The organism is Chthoniobacterales bacterium (genome assembly GCA_036569045.1).
In the GTDB taxonomy this organism is placed as follows: Bacteria; Verrucomicrobiota; Verrucomicrobiia; order Chthoniobacterales; family JAATET01; genus JAATET01.
Genome location: DATCRI010000009.1, coordinates 20,650 through 41,068, shown reverse-complemented (window position 1 = coordinate 41,068; position 20,419 = coordinate 20,650). Strand labels below are relative to the sequence as shown.

Below are 20,419 nucleotides of genomic sequence, written 5' to 3'. Positions count from 1 at the left end.
GTCACCACATTGGGATTTGCTCCCAGCCCTTCCAGAAACGCGGCTGCGGTCGCCTGCCATGGAGAGGCCGCCGCCCGGGCACAGATGAGGATGTTCGTATCGATCCCGATCATCCCATATTTGGTTCGTCGTCCCCTCGGATGATGTCGCTCAACGCCTCGGGCTCCAGAATCAGCAATCGCGCCGTAAGAGGCGGCGGAAGTTTCCAGGATTTCGCGGCCTCCCGATCCCCGGCGGGATAAGCTCTCGTAACAGCCTCGGCCCCGCGCCGAAGGACTTCCGCGATGCTCCACTCCCGCTCGCGGGCAACCCTCTGAACCTCTCGATAAAGCGGATCTGGGAGCTGGATCTGCGTCCTTACCATGTCGCAAATATGCAACGCTGTAAAAATGATGTCAACGACGGCTCCCGGATCTCAAGTTGAAGAGAGAAGTTTAAGTTTGAAGATCGAGCGGACGCGTCGTTCGGACATTCTCCATCCCTTTTATCCCGAAAATCCCTGCCTATTTTCACAGGGATGGAAGGGATTCAAGGGATCGCTTCGGTTCGCTCTGAAAAGCGAAGTGGAAGGTTCAAGTTGAGGTTGAAGTTCGGTTTCTGGCACTCTTCTTCAACTTCCACTTTCCCTCTTCAACGGTCTCCGCCGCTCGTGGAGACCCGACGAAGGTAGGCGCCATAGCTCGATTTACCGAGGCGGTCGATCTGACGCTGGAGGCCGGCAGCGTCGATCCAGCCGGAACGGAACGCGATTTCCTCGAGGCAGGCGATCTTGAGGCCCTGGCGGCGCTCGATCACGCTGACGAAATCCGCGGCGTCGAGCAGGGAGTCATGCGTGCCGGTGTCGAGCCAGGCGGTGCCGCGGCCGAGCAGTTCCACCCGCAGGGTGCCTTCGTCGAGGTAGAGGCGGTTGAGGTCGGTGATCTCGAGTTCGCCGCGGGCCGAGGGCTTCAAACTGCGCGCCTTCTCGACGACGGAGCTGTCGTAGAAGTAGAGCCCGGGAATGGCGTAGTTCGACTTTGGCTTCGCCGGTTTTTCCTCGAGGGAAATCACGCGACCGTCGGACGCAAACTCGACGACGCCGTAGGCGGAAGGCTCGGCGACGTGGTAGCCGAAAACGGTGGCGCCCGAATCCAGCGCGTCGGCCGCTTCGAGGGCGCCGACGAAATCGTGGCCGTAGAAGATGTTATCGCCCAGCACAAGGGCGGAGGGCGCGTCGGCCAGGAAGTCCGCGCCGATGTGAAAGGCCTGGGCAAGGCCCTCGGGGCGAGGCTGCTCGGCGTAGGTGAGCGAGAGGCCGAACTGGGATCCGTCGCTGAGCAGGCGCTCGAAAAGCGGCAGGTCGGCCGGCGTGGAGATGATGAGGATCTCCCGAATGCCGGCCAGCATGAGGACCGACAGCGGGTAGTAGATCATCGGCTTGTCGTAAACCGGCATGAGCTGCTTGCTCACCGCGATGGTGAGCGGATACAGCCGCGTGCCGGAGCCGCCCGCGAGGATGATTCCGCGCCGCGCCGGCGGCGCGGAAGTCGAGGGGCGGGAGTCGAGGGGCGAGGGCATTGGGGATGAGTCGAGGGGCGAGAGTCGGGCGTCGAGGGCTATTTGGTGCGGCGGGGTTCGCGTCCCAGCGATCGAGCCAGTGCGGAAAGCTGGCCAGCGATGACGTCCGCCTTTTGCAAAAGAGCATTCAGCTCGGATTCGTTCATGTAAGATTGATCGAAGGCCAAGTAGATCTGGGACACGACTTCCATCAAAGAGCCGTAGGCAATTTCCAAAAAGTGCGCGAAATCCGCGTCGGAATTTCGGCCAGAGCCTTCCGCGATATTGGAAGAGACCGAGATCGCCGCTCTCCGCAGTTGAGCGGACAGTGCGTATTCTTCACTTTTCGGAAAATGGCGAACGGCGTCATAGGCGGCGCGGTTGAACTCGCGTGCGCGCTGCCACACTTCCAATTTCTCAAAGCGAAAAGTCATGGCTCTCGTCCCTCGACTCCTCTCTCTCGTCAGCGGCTGGCGCCGAGGCGCTGACGGGCGTAGCGGGTGGCGGTGATGTCGTCGGCCCAGGGGCGGTTTGCCAGATACCAGTCGACGGTTCTCTCGATGCCGGTCTCGAAGGATTCCTGTGGCTGCCAGCCGAGTTCACGGGTGATCTTCGTGCAGTCGATCGCGTAGCGGCGGTCGTGGCCGGGGCGGTCGGCGACGAAGGTGATCTGCTCGGCGTAGGAGCGGCCGTCGGCGCGGGGTTGCTTGCGGTCGAGCAGGGCGCAGACAATGCGGACGACGTCGACGTTTGCCTGCTCGTTGATGCCGCCGATATTGTAGGTCTCGCCGAGCCGGCCGCCGTGGAGAACGGACCAGATGCCGCGGGCGTGATCCTCGACGTAAAGCCAGTCGCGGATCTGCCGGCCGTCGCCGTAGATGGGGAGCGGCTTGCCGTCCAGCGCGTTGAGGATGATGAGCGGGATGAGCTTCTCGGGGAAGTGGAACGGGCCGTAGTTGTTCGAACAGTTCGTCGTGAGCGTCGGCAGGCCGTAGGTGTGATGGCTGGCGCGGACGAGATGGTCGCTGGAGGCCTTCGACGCGGCGTAGGGACTGTTCGGCGCGAAGGGCGTCTCCTCGGTGAAGGCGGGATCTTCGGGCGCGAGCGTGCCGTAGACCTCGTCGGTCGAGACGTGCAGGAAGCGAAAGCCCGCCTTTCGCGCGCCGTCGAGGCCCTGCCAATATTTCCGGGCGGACTCCAGCAGGCGCAGCGTGCCGACGACGTTCGTCTGGATGAAGGGCTCGGGCGAGTCGATGGAGCGGTCGACGTGGGACTCCGCGGCGAAATTGACGATCGCGTCGATCGCGTGGTCGCGCAGAAGGGCATCCACCAGCGCGGGATCGCCGATGTCGCCGTGGACGAAGACGTAGCGCGGGTCGTCGGCAAGGTCGGCGAGATTGGCGGGGTTTCCCGCGTAGGTGAGCTTGTCGAGATTGACCAGCTTCTGCAGCGGCGAATTCGCTTCCGTGAGGCGCTGGCGAATGAAATTGCTGCCGATGAATCCGCAGCCGCCGGTGACGAGCAAGTTCATGAGAAGGAGGTCTAACAGGGATGGAAAGGATTCAAGGGATGACTTTGCGTTCTGGGAATCTATTCTTCTCCCCGGATCCCTTTTACCCCTTCAATCCCTGTGGACGGCGCACTTTTCCAGTTGGCGAGGGCTGCGCGGACGGCGTCCTCCACGGGCGTCATGGTGATGCCGACCGAGGCGAGCCTGGCGGAGGTCATCACGCAGTTCGAGCGCGGGGTCTTCGCGGCAAGGCGCATGAACTCCTCCTCGGTTTCGAAGAAATCCCAGTCCTTCCGGCAGACGCCGCTTTCCTCGATGAGCTCGACCACACGGTGAGTGGTGATGCGGCCGGGGTTCGTGACGTTGTAGGTGCCGAAGGGCACCTGTTTTTCCCAGCAGGCGAAGGTCGCGGCGACGAATTCCTCGAGCTGCGAGATGGAGTTCTCCGCGGCAAGGAGGCGGGGGTAGCGCATGACCTTCGTGAGGTAATTGCGCGGGCTGTCGACGTGATCGAACGGGATGCGCAGGCGCCAGATGTAAACATTCGGCCGGCCAGCAAGGACTTCTTCCCCGAGGGCTTTCGTGCCGCTGTAGAAGCTGCAATTATTCTGCCGGAAACTGAAATTCGGCGCATCCTCCTCGGTGAAATCGCCCCCATCCGGCCGGGCGCCGGTGTAGATGCAACCCGACGAGACATGCCCCCACGGAATGCCCGCCGCCTCGCAGGCATCGGCGATCCGCCCCGGAAGGACGGCATTCCCGAAGAGACAATCGGTGCGATGCAGCTCGCAGGCGTCGACATTGGGCTTGCCGGTGTAGCCGGCGGCATTGATCACGAAATCCGGGCGATCCCGTTCCAGCGTCGCGGTGAGCGTGGCCGTGTCGGAATAATCGACTTCCGCGCGGCGGAGATTTCGAAAGGCGATGCCCTTGCGGGTGAGCAGTTCCTGATAGGCCAGGCCAACATAGCCGGAGCCTCCGAGCAGATAGATCATGACGTAAAGTTTAAGAGGAAAGTGGACGTTGAAGTCTCGAGTTCAAGTTGCCAGCCTCGAGAGAGGAGCCCCTCGTTGCCTTCAACTTGAACCTCGGCCTTCGACCGGCGTTAGCTGACCTTGACCCAGCCCGGGAAGGTCTCGCGAAGGGCCTTCTCCGCCGCCTCCGGGGTCTTCGGCCCCTCGACAGCGATGAGAAGAATGCGCTCCGGGCTCTGGCGATTGCCATTCACGGCTTTCTCGAGCTGAGTGAGTCGACGCTCCAAGCGACCCGAGCGCAGGGTTCCCTCCGGCATCTCCAATGGACGAATGACGGCGGAGAAGACATACGGCGTCCCTCCGCCGCGCCGGAATTCGTAACCGCGGAAGGAAATGTCGCCGACCGGTGAAGAAATCTTCGAGGAGCCCAGTTCCCTGACGAGTTGGAACCCCACGGAAGGCAGACAGATCATGGGATTGTGGCGCGAATCCATCGCGCTGGCCTTCGTGCCGGGATTCCATTCAAGCACGGTGACAATCCAGCGAATGTCACCCGCCTGCCAGGTCGCGGCCCGGGCGCGGTCGAAATGGAGCACCTCCTGACCAGCGACCGGAAATTCCTGAAAATTCGCGACGGAGATTCCCTCGGCCTGCGCCTCCGGCGAGTCGGGCCACAAAAACGACCATGCCGGATTCTTCGTGGCGCGCATTTCGTGCAGCCGATACCAGATTTCCGTCGCCCCTTCGCTGAGCGCGAACCACAGGGCCACCGCGATGGCGATTCCCCAGCCGATGCGGGAGAACTTCACCCGGCCTTGTGCGTCGGAAGCCGGTTGCCGGCGAGAGGATTCAGCGGTGGACATTCCGAGCAGCGGTGCGCCGGTCGAGAAACTGGCTGATGAAGAAGAGACAAACGAGGACCACGCCGAGAATGACGAAGCCGGCCGTGTCGTGCCACTTCTCGGTGGCCTCCACGCCCTTGGTGGCGCCTTCGTAAGTGAGGAAAGTCGTGCGAATGATGTTGCAGGTGAACGCGATCAACACCCCCACCCCGGCAAGGAGCGCAATGCCGAAGCTCCGCAACTGGTAGAGACCGGCGAGGAAGAATGCCGCCATGAGCGTGGATTGCAGGGAGCGGATTCCGCTGCAGGCTTCGTTCACTCCGAGCACTCCGCTGGAAACCTCGATGACATTACCGACCGCGATCGCCGGCGCTCCCAGGGCAGAAACGATCTCGGCGGAGATCGCGGCATTGATTCCCATCAACCGCTGCACCACGGAAATTTCGAAATAGGTCGGCCAGGGAATCGCCGTGAACATGAACAGGCACGGATACAAAAAATGCCTGACCCAGCCCGCGCCGCCGAACAGGGCGAGCAGGCCGAGCGTGACCCCGACGCAGATCGTTCCGTAGGCCCACCACACGGGCCACCAATCGGAATTCGCCTCGCCGAACCACCTCACGGGCAATTGCAGGGCCGCAAGCCCAACGAGCGGAAGGAACACCCAGAAACGGACAAGCGGGCGCGCCGCCGGGCGTGTCTCCCACCTCTCGTAGGCAAGGTAGGCGGCAAGCAAGGGCACGGCCCAGCCATAGTAATACTGAGGATTCGTGCTCCAGTCGTAACTCCACTGCCGAATCGCCGGCAGCCAGACGAAGGCAAGCAGCGCGACCAGGATCCATGGCGAGACAGCCATGCTGGCCACGCCCGAGCGCGAATCGGCGGAAGCGGAAACGGGGGACGAGTTCAAAACAGGAAAATCCGGAGGGGAGGCCGGAATCTACGGAGGGGAGAGCCGGGCGCAAGGACTAATGCCCCCGGCCGCCCGGCGGAAGAGGGATGGATCAGTTCGCGCCGATGAGGTCGCTCTCGCGACGCTGGACGGGCTTGCCGATCGCGAAGACGCGGAAACCGATCTCGCGCAGCTTCGTGGCCGGCAGGATGTTGCGGCCGTCGAACACGAACGCAGGCTTCGGCATGCCGGCGTAGATTGCCGCCCAGTCCAGCTCCTTGAAGGCGTCCCATTCGGTGACGATCGCCACGGCGTGGGCGCCCCTGGCGGCTTCCTCGGCGCTCTCGGCGATGACGAGCCGCGAATTTTCCCTGGCCCCGAGCACGTCGCGGCGGATTTCCTCGGCCGAGACCTTGGGGTCATACACGACGACGGTCGCGCCTTCCTCGAGGAGGTCCTGCACGACGGAAATCGCGGCGGATTCGCGGGTGTCGTTGGTGTCCTTCTTGAACGCGAAGCCGAGCACGGCGATGCGCTTGCCGGAGACGGTGTTGAAGAGCGTGCTGACGATCAGGTGCGCGAAGCGGCGCTTCTGCCAGTCATTCATCTGCACGACACTCTCCCAATACGCGGCGACCTGGGGCAGGCCGAAGTGGCCGCAGAGATAGACGAGGTTGAGGATGTCCTTCTGGAAGCAGGACCCGCCGAAGCCGACGGAGGCCTTGAGGAACTTCGGGCCAATGCGCGAGTCGGTGCCGATGGCATGAGCGACTTCGTCGACGTCGGCGCCGGTGGCTTCGCAGAGGGCCGAGATGGAATTGATCGACGAGATGCGCTGCGCGAGGAAGGCATTCGCGACGAGCTTGGAAAGCTCGGACGACCAGAGGTTCGTCGTGAGAATGCGCTCGCGCGGCACCCAGCGGGCATAGACGGAGACGAGCTTTTCGACGGCGGCGGCGCCTTCGGGGGTGGTCTCGCCGCCGATGAGGATGCGATCGGGCTTCTGCAGGTCGGCGATCGCCGTGCCTTCGGCGAGGAACTCGGGATTCGAGAGGACCTGGAAGGTGCCCTTCTTGGAATTCGCGCGGAGGATCGTGAGCATGGCCTCGGCGGTCTTCACCGGGATGGTGCTCTTCTCGACGATGATCTTCGGCCCCTCGGCGACTTCGGCGATCATACGAGCGGCGCTCTCGATATACTTGAGGTCGGCCGCGCGACCGGCGCCGATGCCGTAGGTCTTCGTCGGAGTGCCGACACTCACAAAAATGATCTCCGCGGCGCGAATGGCGGCCTCGACCTCGGTGGTGAAGAAGAGGTTGCGACCGCGGGCTTCCTTGACGACCTCATCGAGCCCCGGTTCGTAAACGGGCAGGGTGTCGGAATTCCATGCGGCGATGCGGGCGGCGTTGGGATCGACGACGGTGACTTCGATATCGGGGCATTTGGCGGCGATCATCGCCATCGTGGGACCACCCACGTAACCAGCTCCAAGACAGGTAATTTTCATGTAAGACGTTGCGCGATTAAAAAGGATTTCAGCCAATCAGATGGCCGTTTTGAAGTAGGCGATCGTGCGTTCGATGCCCTCCTCGAGGGGAACGGTCGGCTCCCAATCGAGATGCTTCCTGGCGAGGGTGATGTCGGGTCGCCGCTGCTTCGGATCGTCTGCCGGAAGGTCACGATGCACGATCTTCGACGGGCCGCCAACCTTTTCGAGCACGAGTTCCGCAAGCTGGAGCATCGTGAATTCCCCGGGGTTGCCAATGTTCACCGGGCCCACGGTTTCGTCCTGGTTCATCAGGCGGATGAAGCCCTCGATGAGATCGTCGACGTAACAGAACGAGCGCGTTTGCGAGCCATCGCCGTAAACGGTGAGGTCTTCGCCCTTGAGCGCCTGCACGATGAAGTTCGAGACGACGCGGCCGTCGTTCGGGTGCATGCGGGGCCCGTAGGTGTTGAAAATGCGAACGATGCGGATATCGACCTTGTTCTCGCGATGGTAGTCGAAGAAGAGCGTCTCGGCGACGCGCTTGCCCTCGTCATAGCAGGACCGGCGACCAATCGGGTTCACGTTGCCCCAGTAGCTCTCTTCCTGCGGGTGAATCGCGGGATCGCCGTAAACCTCCGACGTGGAGGCCTGGAAAACGCGCGCCTTCACGCGCTTGGCGAGGCCGAGGCAGTTGATCGCGCCCATCACCGACGTCTTCGTCGTCTTGATGGGGTTGTATTGGTAATGCGGCGGCGAGGCCGGGCAGGCGAGATTGTAAATCTGGTCGACCTCGAACTTGAAAGGATCGATGACGTCGTGACGAATGAGCTCGAAGCGGGGATTCCCGAGCAGGTGGGCGATATTCGCCTTCCGCCCCGTGAAGAAATTATCGAGGCAGAGCACCTCATCTCCGCGCTCGACGAGCCGATCGCACAAATGGGAACCGAGAAACCCTGCCCCGCCGGTGACAAGAATGCGCATGGTAAATGATGGTGAAATCGAAATGCGGCTGATTACTGCCCAAGGCCGAGTTTTTCGCGCTGGGCGAGCTTCCAATCCGCGTCGGTCATGATGCGGACGAGCTCCTCGAAACGGGTGGTCGGCTCCCAGCCGAACTTGAGCTTCGATTTCGTGTAGTCGCCGATGAGGAGTTCGACCTCGGTCGGACGGAAATAGCGGGGATCGATCTTCAGGCGAACCTTGCCGGTCTTCTTCTCGATACCGACTTCGTTCACGCCCTCACCCTTGAATTCCAACTCCATGTCGAGCTGCCTGAAGGTGAGGTCGATGAACTCGCGGACGGTGTGCGTCTCGTTCGTCGCGCAGACGTAGTCGTCCGGCGTGTCCTGCTGAAGGATGCGCCACATCGCGTCGGTGTATTCCGGCGCATAACCCCAGTCGCGCTTGGAATCGATGTTGCCCATGACGAGGCAATCCTCGAGACCTTCCCTGATGCGGCCCGCGGCCCGCGTGATCTTGCGCGTGACAAAGGTCTCCCCACGGCGGGGAGACTCGTGGTTGAAAAGGATGCCGTTCGAGGCATGGATGCCGTAGGCCTCGCGGTAGTTCACGATGATCCAGAAGCCGTAGAGCTTCGCGACGGCGTAGGGCGAACGCGGATAGAAAGGCGTCTTCTCGGTCTGGGGAACCTCCTGCACGAGGCCGTAAAGTTCGCTCGTCGACGCCTGGTAGAAGCGGGTCTTGTCCTTCAGACCGACTTCCTTGATCGCGTCGAGGAAGCGCAGCGTGCCCATCGCGTCGACCTCGCCGGTGTATTCCGGGACATCGAACGAGACCTTCACGTGGCTCTGGGCGCCGAGGTTGTAGATTTCATCCGGCCCGACCTTCTCGAGCATGCGGTTGAGATTGCTGGAATCGGTGAGATCGCCGTAGTGGAGGAAAAGTCGCTTATCGATGATCTCCGGATCGCTGTAAAGGTGATCGATCCGTCCCGTATTGAAGCTGCTCGAGCGGCGAATCATGCCGTGAACGGTGTAGCCCTTGGCAAGCAGCTGCTCCGTGAGATAGGAGCCGTCCTGGCCCGTAATGCCGGTGATAAGCGCTGTCTTCATAAATTGTTTCAGGGTGTTACGATCGAACTTCTAAAACTTGCCTGTCGCCTGTAAAAAAAACGGCAGCACTTGATTCGACAACCGATACCAGGTCTGCATCTTTGCCAGCCGGTCGGCCACAAACTCCTTATCGCCGTCCCCAATTTTGGCCGCCGTCTCTGTCAGACGGCCCAGATTGTCCTCCGCGGACCGCAAATGGGGGCCAATCCGTTCCCTCAAGAATCCGGCCGCGAGTTTTCGGAGTTCGGTTTCCGCGAGGAAGTGATCCCGCCGATCGCCGGGAAAATAGGTCGAGCGCACGGCTCCAATCTCGCGCAGCCAGCGCAATCCCTGGCTTACCGAGCCCTTGCTCATCGCGAGACGCTCCATGATCGCGTCCATCGAGATCGGCTGCGGACTCGCATAGAGCAGACCGTAAATTTCGCCGATCGATCGCGGAATCGAAAGCAACTGCGACGCGCGCACGAAAATCTCGATGCATTCGTTCTGGAACGCAGTCAACTCCTCCGCAGCATCCGCGGATTCTGGCAACGGATTTTCCCCCATTAGTCCCGCCTCGATAACGTCTTGCGTAACGTCCGGGCATGCTGCCGCCCTTGGTGCGGGGAGCCGAAAGGCCCCTCGCCCATGCGTCCGGTTCGTTCGATCCCCGCCGCCATGGACGCAAGGAATCGCGAACTTTGAAAATGTTCAAGAAAAAGTGAACAGAATGACTCGCCCGGTCATTTATTCCTAACTGAAAGCAACCGTTGCCAAGTCGCGACCTTCGGGATTTTCGGGCTGGGGCTCACACCGGATCGTGCAGACGCCCCCCGATTCCGCCGTCGATATGAAGGCAGGCGCCGGTGATGAACGCCGCATCCGAAGAGGCCAGAAAGAGAGCGGTCTTGGCGACTTCCCAGGGCTGGGCAATGCGTTCGAGGGGATGCTTTTTGGCGAGCTCGTCGAACTCCGCCGATTTGCCCTCGAATCCCGCCAGCAGCATGGGCGTCGCCGTCGCCGCGGGATTGATGGCGTTCACGCGCACGCGCGGTCCGAGATCGACGGCCATGGCGCGCGTCATCCCCACCAGCGCGGCCTTGCTCGTCGCGTAGCAGACGAAGCCGGGCTTCGTGGCCACGGAATGAATGCTCGCAATGTTGATCACGGAGCCCTTTGCGTGCTCGATCTCCGGCAGCAGCATCTGCGAGAAGAGGAACGGGGCGATGAGGTTCGTCTGGAGCGTCTCGTCCCAGTCCGAGATCTGGATATCGTCGGTGCGGTTGAGCACCTGGGACGCGGCGTTATTGACCAGCACGTGCAGGCCCGTGTCGCCGACCAGCCGCTGCACATCGGCGCGCACCGATTTTCGGGTTTCCTCGCTCCGATAAAGATCGCGCACATCGATGTTCAGGAACTCGTCGCAGGCGCAATCGCCATCCTTGCGATCGGTGGCAATCACGAAATAGCCCGCGCGGCGAAACTCCTCGCAGAGGGAAATGCCGATGCCTCCGAGGGCGCCGGTGATCAAAGCGGTGCGCTGGCTCATGATGCGACCTCCGCCGGGAGGGCTTTCAGGAATCCGTCGAGCAAGTCGATCGCCCGCTCGCTCGTCCGCACGACGGCGTCGATCGTGTTGGAACCATTGTGCGAGCCGAAGAGGCACTGGTCGAACGCTCGCAGGGGCGAATTCATCGGCAGCGGCTCGACCTCGAAGACGTCGAGCGCCGCGCTGCGCACCCGGCCATCGGCCAACGCCGCCGAGAGCGCAGCCTCGTCCACGAGCGGACCGCGGGCGACGTTCACGACACGCACACCGGGCTTCACTTTTCCGAGCGCCGCGGCCCCGAGCATGTGACGATTCTCCGGCGTGAGCGCGCAGGTCAGCACGATGAAATCCGCCTCCTCGAGGCGATCGGGCCACGCGGCATTTTCCACGGCCTCGAGCCCTTCGGCGGGCTTGAAATAAGGGTCATAGGCGACGACTCGCATCTCGCTCGCCAGCAAACGCCGCGCGGTGTTCCGGCCGATGTCGCCGAATCCCGCGAGGGCGACCGTCTTGCCCGCGAGAGAAATGCCGGGAGGCTTCGGCCAGCCGCCGGCCCGGATACCGGCATGCACCGCGAAAAGCTCGCGCGCCAGCGCGATGACGTAGCCCATCGCCATGTCCGCCACCTCGCGGCCGAACATGCCCGGCGTGTTCGTGATCGGAATCCCCAGGCGCTTGCAGGCGGCGAAGTCGACATTGTCCACGCCGACCCCCCATTTGACGGCGGCCTTCAACCGGCCGGCTTTTCCCGCCTCGAAGACGCGGGCGGTCGCGGGGTCATCGCCGATGATCCAGCCGTCGAATTGCGGCACGAGCTCGATGAGCTCCTCCTCGGGCAATATCTGAGGGACGTCGGGGGTCGTGAGTTCATAGCCCAGCGCGGCAAAGCGGTCGCGAAAGCGGTCCACTGCCCGCAGCATCGGGGGACAGGTCAGCAAAATTTTCATGGGATGTGAGGGAATTGGCGCGGGCGGAATCTCAGGCCCGCAGGGTGGCTTTGGCGAGCGTCTCGGCGATGTCCCAGCCTTCCTGGTCGTCGATGTCGGCGGACTCGATGCGCGGCGTCTCGAAAAGAATCGGCCTGGCGCCGATGCGCGCGTTGGTCGCGGCAAAGCTCTCGCGGCTGAAAATGTAGGCGTTCGAGTTTTCCTCGAGCCACGGTTCGAGATCCTGCGTGCGGAGAAGCACGTTCGGATCGTGGTTCACCGGAGAGCCATCCTCGCGATAAAAGCGGGTCTGGAATCGATTGACGGTGAACAGGCTGTCGGCGGTGCCAGCCGCGACGCCTTCCTGATAAGCCGCAAGCGCGCGCTGGATCGTCGCCGGCCGCAACAGCGGATTCGTCGTGTGCGTCATGAGGTAGGCGTCGGCTGCAACGTTCGCGACATCGTCGGCCAGAACGAGGTTCATGCTCACGAAATCTCCGCAGATCTCCGGCTTTCGGTCGCGGATCATCACGCGATCGCCGTCCACGAGACCGTTGGCCGCGAGGATGTCCCGGGCATCGGTATTGATCACGACGGACGAGATGTCCTCCACGCTCAGCAGCGCATCGAGAATCCACCGAAACAGCGGCTTGCCGGCAAAGGACCGGAAATTTTTTCCGCTCACGCGCGCGCTGTGCGCTTTCATGGGAAGGAGGGCGACGACTTTCGGAACGGACATACTTCAACGACAAATTGTCAGAGCTGTTTTTCCTCACCCGCAGCCAGAAACTCAAGGCGGAACGGCAGGGATTCGCGATCGAAAAGGGCGGTGACTTCCTCGGGATAGACGCGGTTTGGCGCAAAGAGGTCCCAATGGACCGGAACCAGCGTGCGCGCACCGATCTCTGCGGCAAGTTGAAACGCCTCGCGCACCGACATGTTGCCGATGATTCCTTCGCGATCGCGGTAGTAATTCCGTTCGTTGATCGGCAGCAGCGCAAAGTCGACCATCTCCCCGGCCAACGCCTCCACCAGGGCGGGATCCGGGCTGGTATCTCCCGCGTGGTAGATCGTCTTCGTGCCGCAACGCAACAGATAGCCGACGTCCCGCAGCTCCCCCGCGGCATTCCTTGCGAGCTCCGGATGCGCGGCCGGGATCGCGCGCACGGCGAGCTCCGGCCCCAGCTCGAGCCAGTTCGTCGGAGGAACACACAATTCGTTACCGCCCGCCGTCAGGCCTTCGACGATGGCGCGAGACTCATACGGAGCAATGAACCTCGCTCCGGGAGAAGCTCGCAAAAGCGGGCGCAGCGTGGCGGGATCGGTGTGGTCGAGATGGGCGTGCGACAAAAGGATCCAATCGACCCCCGTCAGATCACCCGGCGGCCGGACAATGGGGATCTGCCGGCGCAGGCTCTCGCCATAGGTTTCCGCAACGCTGTCCGAGAGGTAAGGATCGATGACCAGGCGAGTCCCAAAGGCATCGAGGACGAAGCCGGATTGCCCGAGGGCCAGAAGTCGAACATCGCTCATCCGGACAGTCTTTTCGGCCAGCGCTTCCGCGTCGAGTTCCTTGGCGATCAGGGTTTCACCGGCCGCGGGGCGGGAGTCGACGCGGCGTCCTTCTGCAGTTCCTGCCGCAGGCGTTTCAGCTGGTCGTTCGCTCCCGTGGCATCGACGCCCTGGCTTTTGAGCTGCTCGAGCAGACGTTGACGGTCCGCGCCCGGATCAGCTCGCAGACCTTCGAGCTCGTGGAGCACGCGGGCGGCCGACTCCTCATCCATGGCCTGCGCTGCCCTCGAGGGAATGCTGTCCTCGGGGCGCTGCTCGGCGATCGCCAGCGAGCGCTGGGCCAGCGCAATCTCCTCATTCAACAGCCCTTTGGTATCCCCCTGCACCACTCCAAGCAGGCTTTTCACGACATCCGGTTTCTTCGCCTTCGCGTAGACGTAGGTCAGATACGCAGCAATTCGAGGGGTGTTCCTTGCCTCGGCGGGGATCTTCTCGATCACCGTGATCGCGTCATCGGTGCGCCCGGCATCCGCGAGAAGCGCGGCATAAATCACCTGCACCTCGGGAGCGTCCGACACTTTCGCATCGGCTTCCGCCATCCCCAGCAAATCCTTGCCCTCGCCACGCTGGAGCAGGAATTGCAACGTCAGCCAACTGGTGCGCAACTGCTGGTTCGACGGATCGAGCGCCGTGAGCGCGGCCAGGATTCGGAGCACTGCCGGGGTATTCCCCGCCTTCAACTCGATGGGCAGGAGCTCCTTCCAAACGAACTGGTTCGACGGCACGACCTCGGAGATCGTCCACAGGACCTTCTCGCGACCCTGCGGCCAGTTCCACGCCGCCGAGAGCTGTTCCATCGTGCCGAGCAGGAAAAGATTATTTCGAGCCCCGGAAGCGAGTTCGCCCCATTTGGTGATGGCATCCGGCTTATCGGCGCGGAAGTCGTCCTGAATCGTGCGCAGTTTCGTCAGCATTTCCGGAGCGATGGGCGGATCGGCCTTCGCGAGGAGCGCGTAGACCTTGTCCCAATCACGCGCGGAAATCGCGAGGTCGAGGTGCACCGGAAAAACTTCCGGTGCATTGACCGTCTCGGGGGGCTGCCGCTCCAGCCACGCGAGAGTCTCGGCAGCGAGTCCGCGGCGAATGAGATAACTGATAATCGGACGCGTGTTCTCGGGATTCGCCAACGCGAGTTTGCGGGCCTTCTCGATCGAAATCGGCAGCGAAAAACTCTGCGTCATGAATTCAAGATCGAGAAATAGCAGTTGATCGCTCACCTGAGCTTCCGGGCGCTTGATCAACTCCCCGGCATCCGAGGCCGCGAGCATATTCTGCCCCGTCCTCATTTCCTGAATCGTCAGAAGGCGGAGGGCTTCCATTGCCAGCGGGCCCTTGCCATCGGCCAGAGCCCTCATCTGCACCTGCGCCTGCGCCCGCACGGCAGGATCCGTCGAATTCATTCGGATCTGACCCAGCAAAAAAGCCGCGTCGGCATTGTCAGGATGCTCCTTGAGCACCTGGGTGATCAGGGATTCCGCCTTCGCCACCTGATTGGAGGCGGCTAACGTCTGCGCGGAGAGCAGCCGATACTCCCGAGAACTCCGCTCTGCCTCCGGAACCGCATCCAGATGGGTCCGGGCGCGCTGCCAGTCCCCGATTGCCAATGCCGCTTTTGCCACCCGGAGATGATTTCCCGTAGTCGGCTGCACCATTGCCAGGCGATCCCACACCCAGAGGGCCTCCGGAGACTTCCTGCTCTCCAAATAAGTTCCCAGTTGCTCCCAGACCCGGGGATTCTTGGGATTGGCCATGATGGCCCGCCGAAAAGCCAGCACCGCCCCCTTGTCGTCCTTCCTGGCAATGCAACTCGCGGCCAGTGCCAGCGCATTTCGCTGTTTCCACTCCTTGTAAGCCGGGCGGAGCACCTTGTAGCCGATCGCGGCCGTCGGAATGGCCGCCAGCAGCAACAACAACGCGATTTTGTTGAGCAGACGCAGCTTCAGATACCAGTTCAGGACCTGCTGCCAGATGGGAATTTTGCGCTTCTTGAGCGTGACCGGGGACGGTTCGGGAGCGGGCATCGGAAAAGGCGTTCGGAGGAGCACGACGCTATCGCATAGGAATTCCGCTGCGACAAGGTTTTGTCTTGCAATGCCCTTGGGCTTGAGAATCCCTTCCCATGCATGAGAGACATCCTCGGAGAAAGGCTGATTCAGGGTGCCCGCCTGTCCTTCCTCATCCACATCATTGCGGCCGCCGTCGCCTACGGCCTCACGCGCGAAGACGGCATTCACGCATTCAACTGGACGATGGGGATCACCATTGTCGTCTGGATTCTCGGCTGCCTGATCGGTGGAAAGCTTCCCAAGACTGGGATCGTTCTCCCGCTTCTCGTGATTGCGATTCTGGCCCTGGGATGGGCCGTTACCATCGCTTCCTGGTGGGACCCTACGAACGAAAATGCCCTTCCGGCACCCGAGGCATGGTCGGACTTCATCTTCGATTTCGCCACCTTCGATTACGACCTCTCGGTCGCCGCCATGGTTCGCACAAGCGTGCTTCTGGGCACCCTCCTCCTGGCGACGGATCTGTTCGCTCACCCGCAATGGACTCGCGGACTCTTCCTGACAATCGCCGTGACCGCCACGGGAATGGTCATTTTCTTCTTCCTTCAGAAAATCGCCCCGGGCACCTTCCGCCTCCGTTCCTCGGTCGATCCGAACGTCTGGCTCTCGTTCGCAACCTACCGCTATTGGGGAAACGGGGCGTCGTTCCTGAATCTCATGTGGCCGGCCCTGGCCGGGATCGGCGTCCAGATGGCGCTCACTCGCGGACGTGGCTGGTCCATCTGGCTGGCTGGCGCTCTTCTCGTTTTCGCAGCTCTTTATGTCAATCTTTCCAAAGCCGGGCAGGCACTGGGCGTCGTCGGATTGATCGCCTTCGTCCTTGTGAGCCTCTTCTATCTCGTCAGAAACGAGCGCCAAGTCTTTCGCCGCATCTCCTGGCCTGCTCTTCTTGCCGGGGCGATCCCGTTAATTCTTCTCTTTGCCGCACTCCCCATTGCGATGCCGTGGAACCGGTGGAACTCTCTTATGGGAAGCACCTTCGCAGGGAACGACCGCCTCATGGCCTATCGACTGTTCGTGAAGCTCATCCCCGACGCCGGCTGGACCGGATTCGGAGCCGGCACCTTTCGACTGGTTCATCTTCAATACTTCAGTAACGAACCAAATATCGCGAACTACCCCTTCTGGGTCGCACACGAAGACTACATCCAGACCCTCGTGGAATGGGGCTACATCGGAACGGCCTTCTGGGGACTGATTCTGATTACCGGCACCTGTCTTCTGCTTGCCGGCAAGACTTCGGCAAACGGTCGATCCCGTTTTCCCGAGGAATTCGGCTACGAATACGGGATCGGAGAAAAGCTCCGAAAATTCTTCGACGCCATCCCCGCCTCAGACGCGCCGCTCGTCAAACGGGGGGCCTTCGTCGCAATCATGCTCACCGCGCTCCATGCCGCGGTCGATTTTCCCATGCAGATTGTCTCGATCCAGTTCTACTTCCTGATCTGGGTCGCGCTGGGATGGCGAGTTCTTCGAGCCAAGGCGGAACGCCGGCGGCAAGCCGCGTCCGCCCTTTCGTCCTGACCGCTCACGGACAAGCGAGATGAGGGGTTTACGTGCCCCCTCTCCGCGCCGGATAACGCTAGACCTCGGCGTGTGCCGGAGCCTTCACCCCGTCGGCCGGCGCGCCGTAAGTCTGTCCTTCCTTCCCGTAGCTGTAGTAATAGTAGGCCGCACCACGCGCGGGAACCATGTTCAGCACCACGCCGCTGACCGGATGTCCGGTCCGCGCGAGAAGATCCTCCGCCCGCACGGCAAGCCGGCGCGGGGTCTTGTGGGAACGCAGCACCAGGCCGATCGTCTTGAAGTGACGGGCAAGGTTCAGGGTATCGCTCACCGCAAGAACTGGGGCGGAATCGACGATGCCGCGGTCAAACTGCTTCTGCACATTGTCGAGGAGTTCCTTCACGCGTTCCTGTCGGAGCAGCAACTCGGCGGGATTCGCATAACGCCGCCCCGCGGTAATCGCGTAAAGATTGGGCACTTTCGTCGGGCGGAGAACATCCTCGAAATCCACCTTGCCCATCAGGAAATCGGAAAGACCTCGTTCATCCGACGTTCCAAACAAGCGCCCTTCGATCACCGGTTTACGCAAATCCGCGTCGACGAGGAGCGTCTTCATGCCCTGCTGCGCCATGGCCACAGCCAGATTGATCGAACAGAAGGACTTTCCTTCGCCGGGCACCGCACTTGTCATCAGAACGAAGGGCTGTTCGTCTTCCTCCAGAAGCAGAAGGGAAGCGCGCATCGTGCGGAAGGATTCGCTGATGGTCGAATGCGGATCTTCCAGAAGGGGAATGCGTGCCAGCGTGCTCGGTGTCTTCCCCTTCTCGTCACGCGACGCCGAAAGCTGGGGGATGGCCGCCAGCACATGAACGCCGAGGGCGCGCTCGGTTTCGTCCACCGACTTCAGGGACGTATCCGCAATCGCCAGAAGGAAAATCGTGCCCACCGCGAGACCCATCGAGGCGACCAGCGCCAGGGCAACGACGAGCAACGGCCGCGGTTTCACCTGCGCTGCCGGAGAAGGAGCGTCCATCACCTGAAGGAAAATCTGCTGGCTACGCGCCTGGGACTCCTCGTCGTTCAGCCGCTCGCACACCGATTTGTAGGCGAGCTGATCCGCCTCGATCTGCCGGCGCATCACCGATGTCTTCATGGCGAGATCCTTCACGTCGATAGTCTTGATCTCCTGCTTCTTCGTCTCCCGCTCGAGGCTCTTCTCGTTCTGCACCGCCGCGCGCAACGAAATCTCCACCGCTCGCGGACCCCGCAAAGCTTCCGCGTAAAGAGCCTTCTGCAAACCTTCGCGCTGGCTGAGGAGCTGAACGAGCTGGGGATTATCCCGCCCGTAGCGCTCCTGCATTTTCGCGATCTCTCCGTCGATCTGGTTCAGGGAAGTCCGCGCGGATTGGATTTCCGGCAGCTTGGAAACGCTCTCGATCTGCAAAAGGGCCTGCGGATCGTTCCGGACGTTCTGAATCTGCTCGTAATCGGCCTCCAACTTCAGCCGATCCGAAATCGCGATCGTCAGCCGTGTGTTGAGCTCCTTGAGCTGATCGGCGATGATGTTCAGCTCGTCATCCACGGACACGCTTCCCAGGTTGCGCGTGTAGGAGGCCAGTTTTTCCCCGGAATCCGTGAGCTGCTTCTCCAGGCGCTCCTTTTCGCGCTGGAGGTAAGCAAGGCTTCCGCTCGCGGCCTGAAGGCGCTGATCCGCATCGAGGGCCTTGTATTCGGTGATCAACGCGCCGGTAACTTCCGTCGCAATATCCGGATCCGGATGTTCGAAGGACAGCTGGATCAGACGCGTTCCCCGGATCACCTGAGCGTCGGTGTTCTTCAAAAGATATTTGATGATCGCATTCTGCTTCTCATCAGCCGGAACGCTCTTGGGCAGAAAGCCCTTGCGCTCGGCGAGTTTCAAGTGGTCGGACACTTCGCCCATCAGCGTGCGACTGAGGAAGCCCCGCTGCAACGTGGCCACCATTTCGAGAGATCGCAAATCTTCCAACCCCTCGGAACTGTTCGAGGTAAATGGCGCCGCATCACGCACGCGTTGCTCGACCTTCAACACCGAGTAGGACTCGTAAATCGGTGTGGCGATGTTCAGATACGCCACTGCGCCGACGATTCCGGCGATCAGGAAGAGAAGGACGACCCAAAAATACTTTTTGAGGGCCTCGAAGATGCGGTGAAAATCGATGGAAATTCCGCCTTCGTCGGTTTCCACCGGCGCGGGATAAGGCTGAGATCCTTCGGGAGGGGTCGGTCGAGAAATCATTAAAACAGGCTTTCCGGGACCATGATCATGTCCCCTTTTCCAACAACAAATTGCCGACCCTGCGGACTTTGCAAGTTGACTTTGATGTCGTAAACCTTGCCGTCTCGATTCCGGGTCACCAGCACTTCCCGCAGATTGGCGATCTGCGTATTTCCACCCGCCATGGCGATCGCCGTAGGCAGGGTCACGATCTCCTCTCCGGGAATTTCAAAGGCTCCCGGCCGATTGACCTGACCGAGCACCGAAAAGCGGCGAGGGGCGTATTCGATCACACTCACGGTCACCTGAGGATTGATCAGAATCCCGCCTTTCAGCTTCTCCGCGATGAGATCACCGGCCTGCTCCATCGTCAGCCCGCCGACGGGAACGCGACCCGCGAGAGAGATGTTAACCGTGCCATCCTGCGCGATGCGCTGCTCGGTCTGCATGTCCGGCTCCTGGAAAACGTCGATCCGAACCAGATCATTGGAGACGAGTTTGTAGTTTTCCGAGGAGGTCGTGGCCGCCACTCCGGTCACCTCGCGCTCCTGGATGGGACTCGAACAACTCGAGATTCCCAGCGCCAGAGCGATGGCAGGAACGACCCGCCGCAGAACGAACTTCAAACTCATACAGATTGCGTCACATTTTTCACCGGACCGGGCAATAGAAAGAAACGGTCGATGGGGATAAAAAAACGGGAGGCAAACCTGCCTCCCATTTTTTCTTTAAACTGTGGTTATGAACTCAGGCGAGTGCGTATTCGTAAGAAACCGTCACGTAAGCCTGATAGGGCGGGACCTTGTTTTCTTCCTTATCGACGCCCTTGGTGATCTTGGCGATTTCACTCTCGCTCAGACCGGACTTGTTCACGATCTTCGTCACGACCTTGGCGAGCTTGCTGGCCTGCTTCTGCTGCTCAGGATTGCTGGCAAGCTTCTTGAGGCCGGTCTTGTAGTATTTCGCAGCTTTCTTGGGATCCAGCTTCGAGAGCTTGGAAACCAGCTGGGTGACCTTGGCAATGGGCGCGGAATTGTTCGGAAGCTTCTTAAGCTCCTTCGACAGTTTCTTGATCCGCGTTTTGTTGTCCGAGGCCGCCTCCGCCTTCATCGGGGCTCCCACCACGAGGGCAATGGCGCCCACGACGATCATTGTAGCAATTTTCTTGATGTTCATATTTCCCTGTTTTTATTGGAATTCTTTAGGGTGAATCTCTCACCGCACCGCCGCTGTTGTTAGAGCGACTTCC

The 20,419-nt window shown here is 61.3% G+C and carries 19 protein-coding genes; 1 reads left to right on the top strand and 18 read right to left on the bottom strand.

The features are described from left to right. Positions 1–630: 630 nt before the first annotated feature. From rfbA to VIM61_01990, 15 genes are all read right to left on the bottom strand, one after another. Entirely contained in the window at positions 631–1,557 is a 927-nt protein-coding gene (gene rfbA / locus VIM61_02060) for a glucose-1-phosphate thymidylyltransferase RfbA (protein HEY8899184.1), read from the bottom strand. A 38-nt stretch (positions 1,558–1,595) separates the two neighbouring features. After that, positions 1,596–1,970 carry a four helix bundle protein gene (locus VIM61_02055; GenBank protein ID HEY8899183.1) on the bottom strand — a complete coding sequence of 125 codons (375 nt, stop codon included), beginning with the start codon at positions 1,968–1,970 and terminating at the stop codon, positions 1,596–1,598. 29 nt (positions 1,971–1,999) lie between these two features. Then, positions 2,000–3,067 (bottom strand): dTDP-glucose 4,6-dehydratase, encoded by a 1,068-nt coding sequence (rfbB, locus tag VIM61_02050; protein ID HEY8899182.1) that lies wholly within the window; start codon positions 3,065–3,067, stop codon positions 2,000–2,002. A gap of 59 nt (positions 3,068–3,126) precedes the next feature. Next, positions 3,127–4,041 carry a sugar nucleotide-binding protein gene (locus VIM61_02045; GenBank protein ID HEY8899181.1) on the bottom strand — a complete coding sequence of 305 codons (915 nt, stop codon included), beginning with the start codon at positions 4,039–4,041 and terminating at the stop codon, positions 3,127–3,129. A gap of 110 nt (positions 4,042–4,151) precedes the next feature. Then, on the bottom strand, positions 4,152–4,883 hold the full coding sequence (locus VIM61_02040) for a hypothetical protein (GenBank protein HEY8899180.1): 732 nt from the start codon (positions 4,881–4,883) through the stop codon (positions 4,152–4,154). Further along, on the bottom strand, positions 4,870–5,772 hold the full coding sequence (locus tag VIM61_02035) for an exosortase/archaeosortase family protein (GenBank protein ID HEY8899179.1): 903 nt from the start codon (positions 5,770–5,772) through the stop codon (positions 4,870–4,872). The genes VIM61_02040 and VIM61_02035 overlap by 14 nt, the downstream gene beginning before the upstream one ends. Positions 5,773–5,866: 94 nt before the next feature. After that, positions 5,867–7,261: a UDP-glucose 6-dehydrogenase gene (locus VIM61_02030; protein ID HEY8899178.1), complete on the bottom strand. Its 1,395-nt coding sequence runs from the start codon at positions 7,259–7,261 to the stop codon at positions 5,867–5,869. Between the two features lie 36 nt (positions 7,262–7,297). After that, positions 7,298–8,224: a UDP-glucuronic acid decarboxylase family protein gene (locus tag VIM61_02025; protein ID HEY8899177.1), complete on the bottom strand. Its 927-nt coding sequence runs from the start codon at positions 8,222–8,224 to the stop codon at positions 7,298–7,300. Between the two features lie 32 nt (positions 8,225–8,256). Then, on the bottom strand, positions 8,257–9,315 hold the full coding sequence (gmd, locus tag VIM61_02020) for a GDP-mannose 4,6-dehydratase (GenBank protein ID HEY8899176.1): 1,059 nt from the start codon (positions 9,313–9,315) through the stop codon (positions 8,257–8,259). A 30-nt stretch (positions 9,316–9,345) separates the two neighbouring features. After that, entirely contained in the window at positions 9,346–9,780 is a 435-nt protein-coding gene (locus VIM61_02015; GenBank protein ID HEY8899175.1) for a hypothetical protein, read from the bottom strand. A 322-nt stretch (positions 9,781–10,102) separates the two neighbouring features. Further along, positions 10,103–10,843 (bottom strand): SDR family oxidoreductase, encoded by a 741-nt coding sequence (locus VIM61_02010; protein ID HEY8899174.1) that lies wholly within the window; start codon positions 10,841–10,843, stop codon positions 10,103–10,105. Further along, on the bottom strand, positions 10,840–11,790 hold the full coding sequence (locus VIM61_02005) for a phosphoglycerate dehydrogenase (GenBank protein ID HEY8899173.1): 951 nt from the start codon (positions 11,788–11,790) through the stop codon (positions 10,840–10,842). Before VIM61_02005 ends, VIM61_02010 begins: the two co-directional genes overlap by 4 nt. A gap of 31 nt (positions 11,791–11,821) precedes the next feature. Further along, entirely contained in the window at positions 11,822–12,508 is a 687-nt protein-coding gene (locus VIM61_02000) for an acylneuraminate cytidylyltransferase family protein (GenBank protein ID HEY8899172.1), read from the bottom strand. A 17-nt stretch (positions 12,509–12,525) separates the two neighbouring features. After that, positions 12,526–13,302, bottom strand: coding sequence for an MBL fold metallo-hydrolase (locus tag VIM61_01995; GenBank protein HEY8899171.1), 777 nt, complete (start codon positions 13,300–13,302; stop codon positions 12,526–12,528). A 47-nt stretch (positions 13,303–13,349) separates the two neighbouring features. Beyond that, positions 13,350–15,362, bottom strand: coding sequence for a hypothetical protein (locus VIM61_01990; protein HEY8899170.1), 2,013 nt, complete (start codon positions 15,360–15,362; stop codon positions 13,350–13,352). 102 nt (positions 15,363–15,464) lie between these two features. Between VIM61_01990 and VIM61_01985 the strand changes: the two genes are divergently transcribed. Then, the gene (locus tag VIM61_01985; protein HEY8899169.1) at positions 15,465–16,931 is read left to right on the top strand and encodes an O-antigen ligase family protein; all 1,467 of its coding nucleotides are present in this window, start codon (positions 15,465–15,467) and stop codon (positions 16,929–16,931) included. Positions 16,932–16,989: 58 nt separating this feature from the next. Here the strand turns inward: VIM61_01985 and VIM61_01980 are convergent, their stop codons facing one another. From VIM61_01980 to VIM61_01970, 3 genes are all read right to left on the bottom strand, one after another. Continuing rightward, positions 16,990–19,140, bottom strand: coding sequence for a polysaccharide biosynthesis tyrosine autokinase (locus VIM61_01980; GenBank protein HEY8899168.1), 2,151 nt, complete (start codon positions 19,138–19,140; stop codon positions 16,990–16,992). A 50-nt stretch (positions 19,141–19,190) separates the two neighbouring features. Next, entirely contained in the window at positions 19,191–19,709 is a 519-nt protein-coding gene (locus VIM61_01975; GenBank protein HEY8899167.1) for a polysaccharide biosynthesis/export family protein, read from the bottom strand. A 208-nt stretch (positions 19,710–19,917) separates the two neighbouring features. Beyond that, positions 19,918–20,346, bottom strand: a complete 429-nt coding sequence (locus tag VIM61_01970; GenBank protein HEY8899166.1) for a hypothetical protein — start codon at positions 20,344–20,346, stop codon at positions 19,918–19,920. Positions 20,347–20,419: the final 73 nt, after the last annotated feature.

What these genes read in the sequence shown, in the direction of transcription:
- VIM61_02045 (HEY8899181.1), bottom strand. Translation starts at nt 4,041, where the DNA reads ATGATCTATCTGCTCGGAGGCTCCGGCTATGTTGGCCTGGCCTATCAG.
- VIM61_02000 (HEY8899172.1), bottom strand. Translation starts at nt 12,508, where the DNA reads ATGTCCGTTCCGAAAGTCGTCGCCCTCCTTCCCATGAAAGCGCACAGC.
- VIM61_02005 (HEY8899173.1), bottom strand. Translation starts at nt 11,790, where the DNA reads ATGAAAATTTTGCTGACCTGTCCCCCGATGCTGCGGGCAGTGGACCGC.
- VIM61_02040 (HEY8899180.1), bottom strand. Translation starts at nt 4,883, where the DNA reads ATGTCCACCGCTGAATCCTCTCGCCGGCAACCGGCTTCCGACGCACAA.
- rfbA (HEY8899184.1), bottom strand. Translation starts at nt 1,557, where the DNA reads ATGCCCTCGCCCCTCGACTCCCGCCCCTCGACTTCCGCGCCGCCGGCG.
- VIM61_01970 (HEY8899166.1), bottom strand. Translation starts at nt 20,346, where the DNA reads ATGAACATCAAGAAAATTGCTACAATGATCGTCGTGGGCGCCATTGCC.
- VIM61_02030 (HEY8899178.1), bottom strand. Translation starts at nt 7,261, where the DNA reads ATGAAAATTACCTGTCTTGGAGCTGGTTACGTGGGTGGTCCCACGATG.
- VIM61_01990 (HEY8899170.1), bottom strand. Translation starts at nt 15,362, where the DNA reads ATGCCCGCTCCCGAACCGTCCCCGGTCACGCTCAAGAAGCGCAAAATT.
- VIM61_02010 (HEY8899174.1), bottom strand. Translation starts at nt 10,843, where the DNA reads ATGAGCCAGCGCACCGCTTTGATCACCGGCGCCCTCGGAGGCATCGGC.
- VIM61_02025 (HEY8899177.1), bottom strand. Translation starts at nt 8,224, where the DNA reads ATGCGCATTCTTGTCACCGGCGGGGCAGGGTTTCTCGGTTCCCATTTG.
- VIM61_01995 (HEY8899171.1), bottom strand. Translation starts at nt 13,302, where the DNA reads ATGAGCGATGTTCGACTTCTGGCCCTCGGGCAATCCGGCTTCGTCCTC.
- rfbB (HEY8899182.1), bottom strand. Translation starts at nt 3,067, where the DNA reads ATGAACTTGCTCGTCACCGGCGGCTGCGGATTCATCGGCAGCAATTTC.
- gmd (HEY8899176.1), bottom strand. Translation starts at nt 9,315, where the DNA reads ATGAAGACAGCGCTTATCACCGGCATTACGGGCCAGGACGGCTCCTAT.
- VIM61_01985 (HEY8899169.1), top strand. Translation starts at nt 15,465, where the DNA reads ATGAGAGACATCCTCGGAGAAAGGCTGATTCAGGGTGCCCGCCTGTCC.
- VIM61_02055 (HEY8899183.1), bottom strand. Translation starts at nt 1,970, where the DNA reads ATGACTTTTCGCTTTGAGAAATTGGAAGTGTGGCAGCGCGCACGCGAG.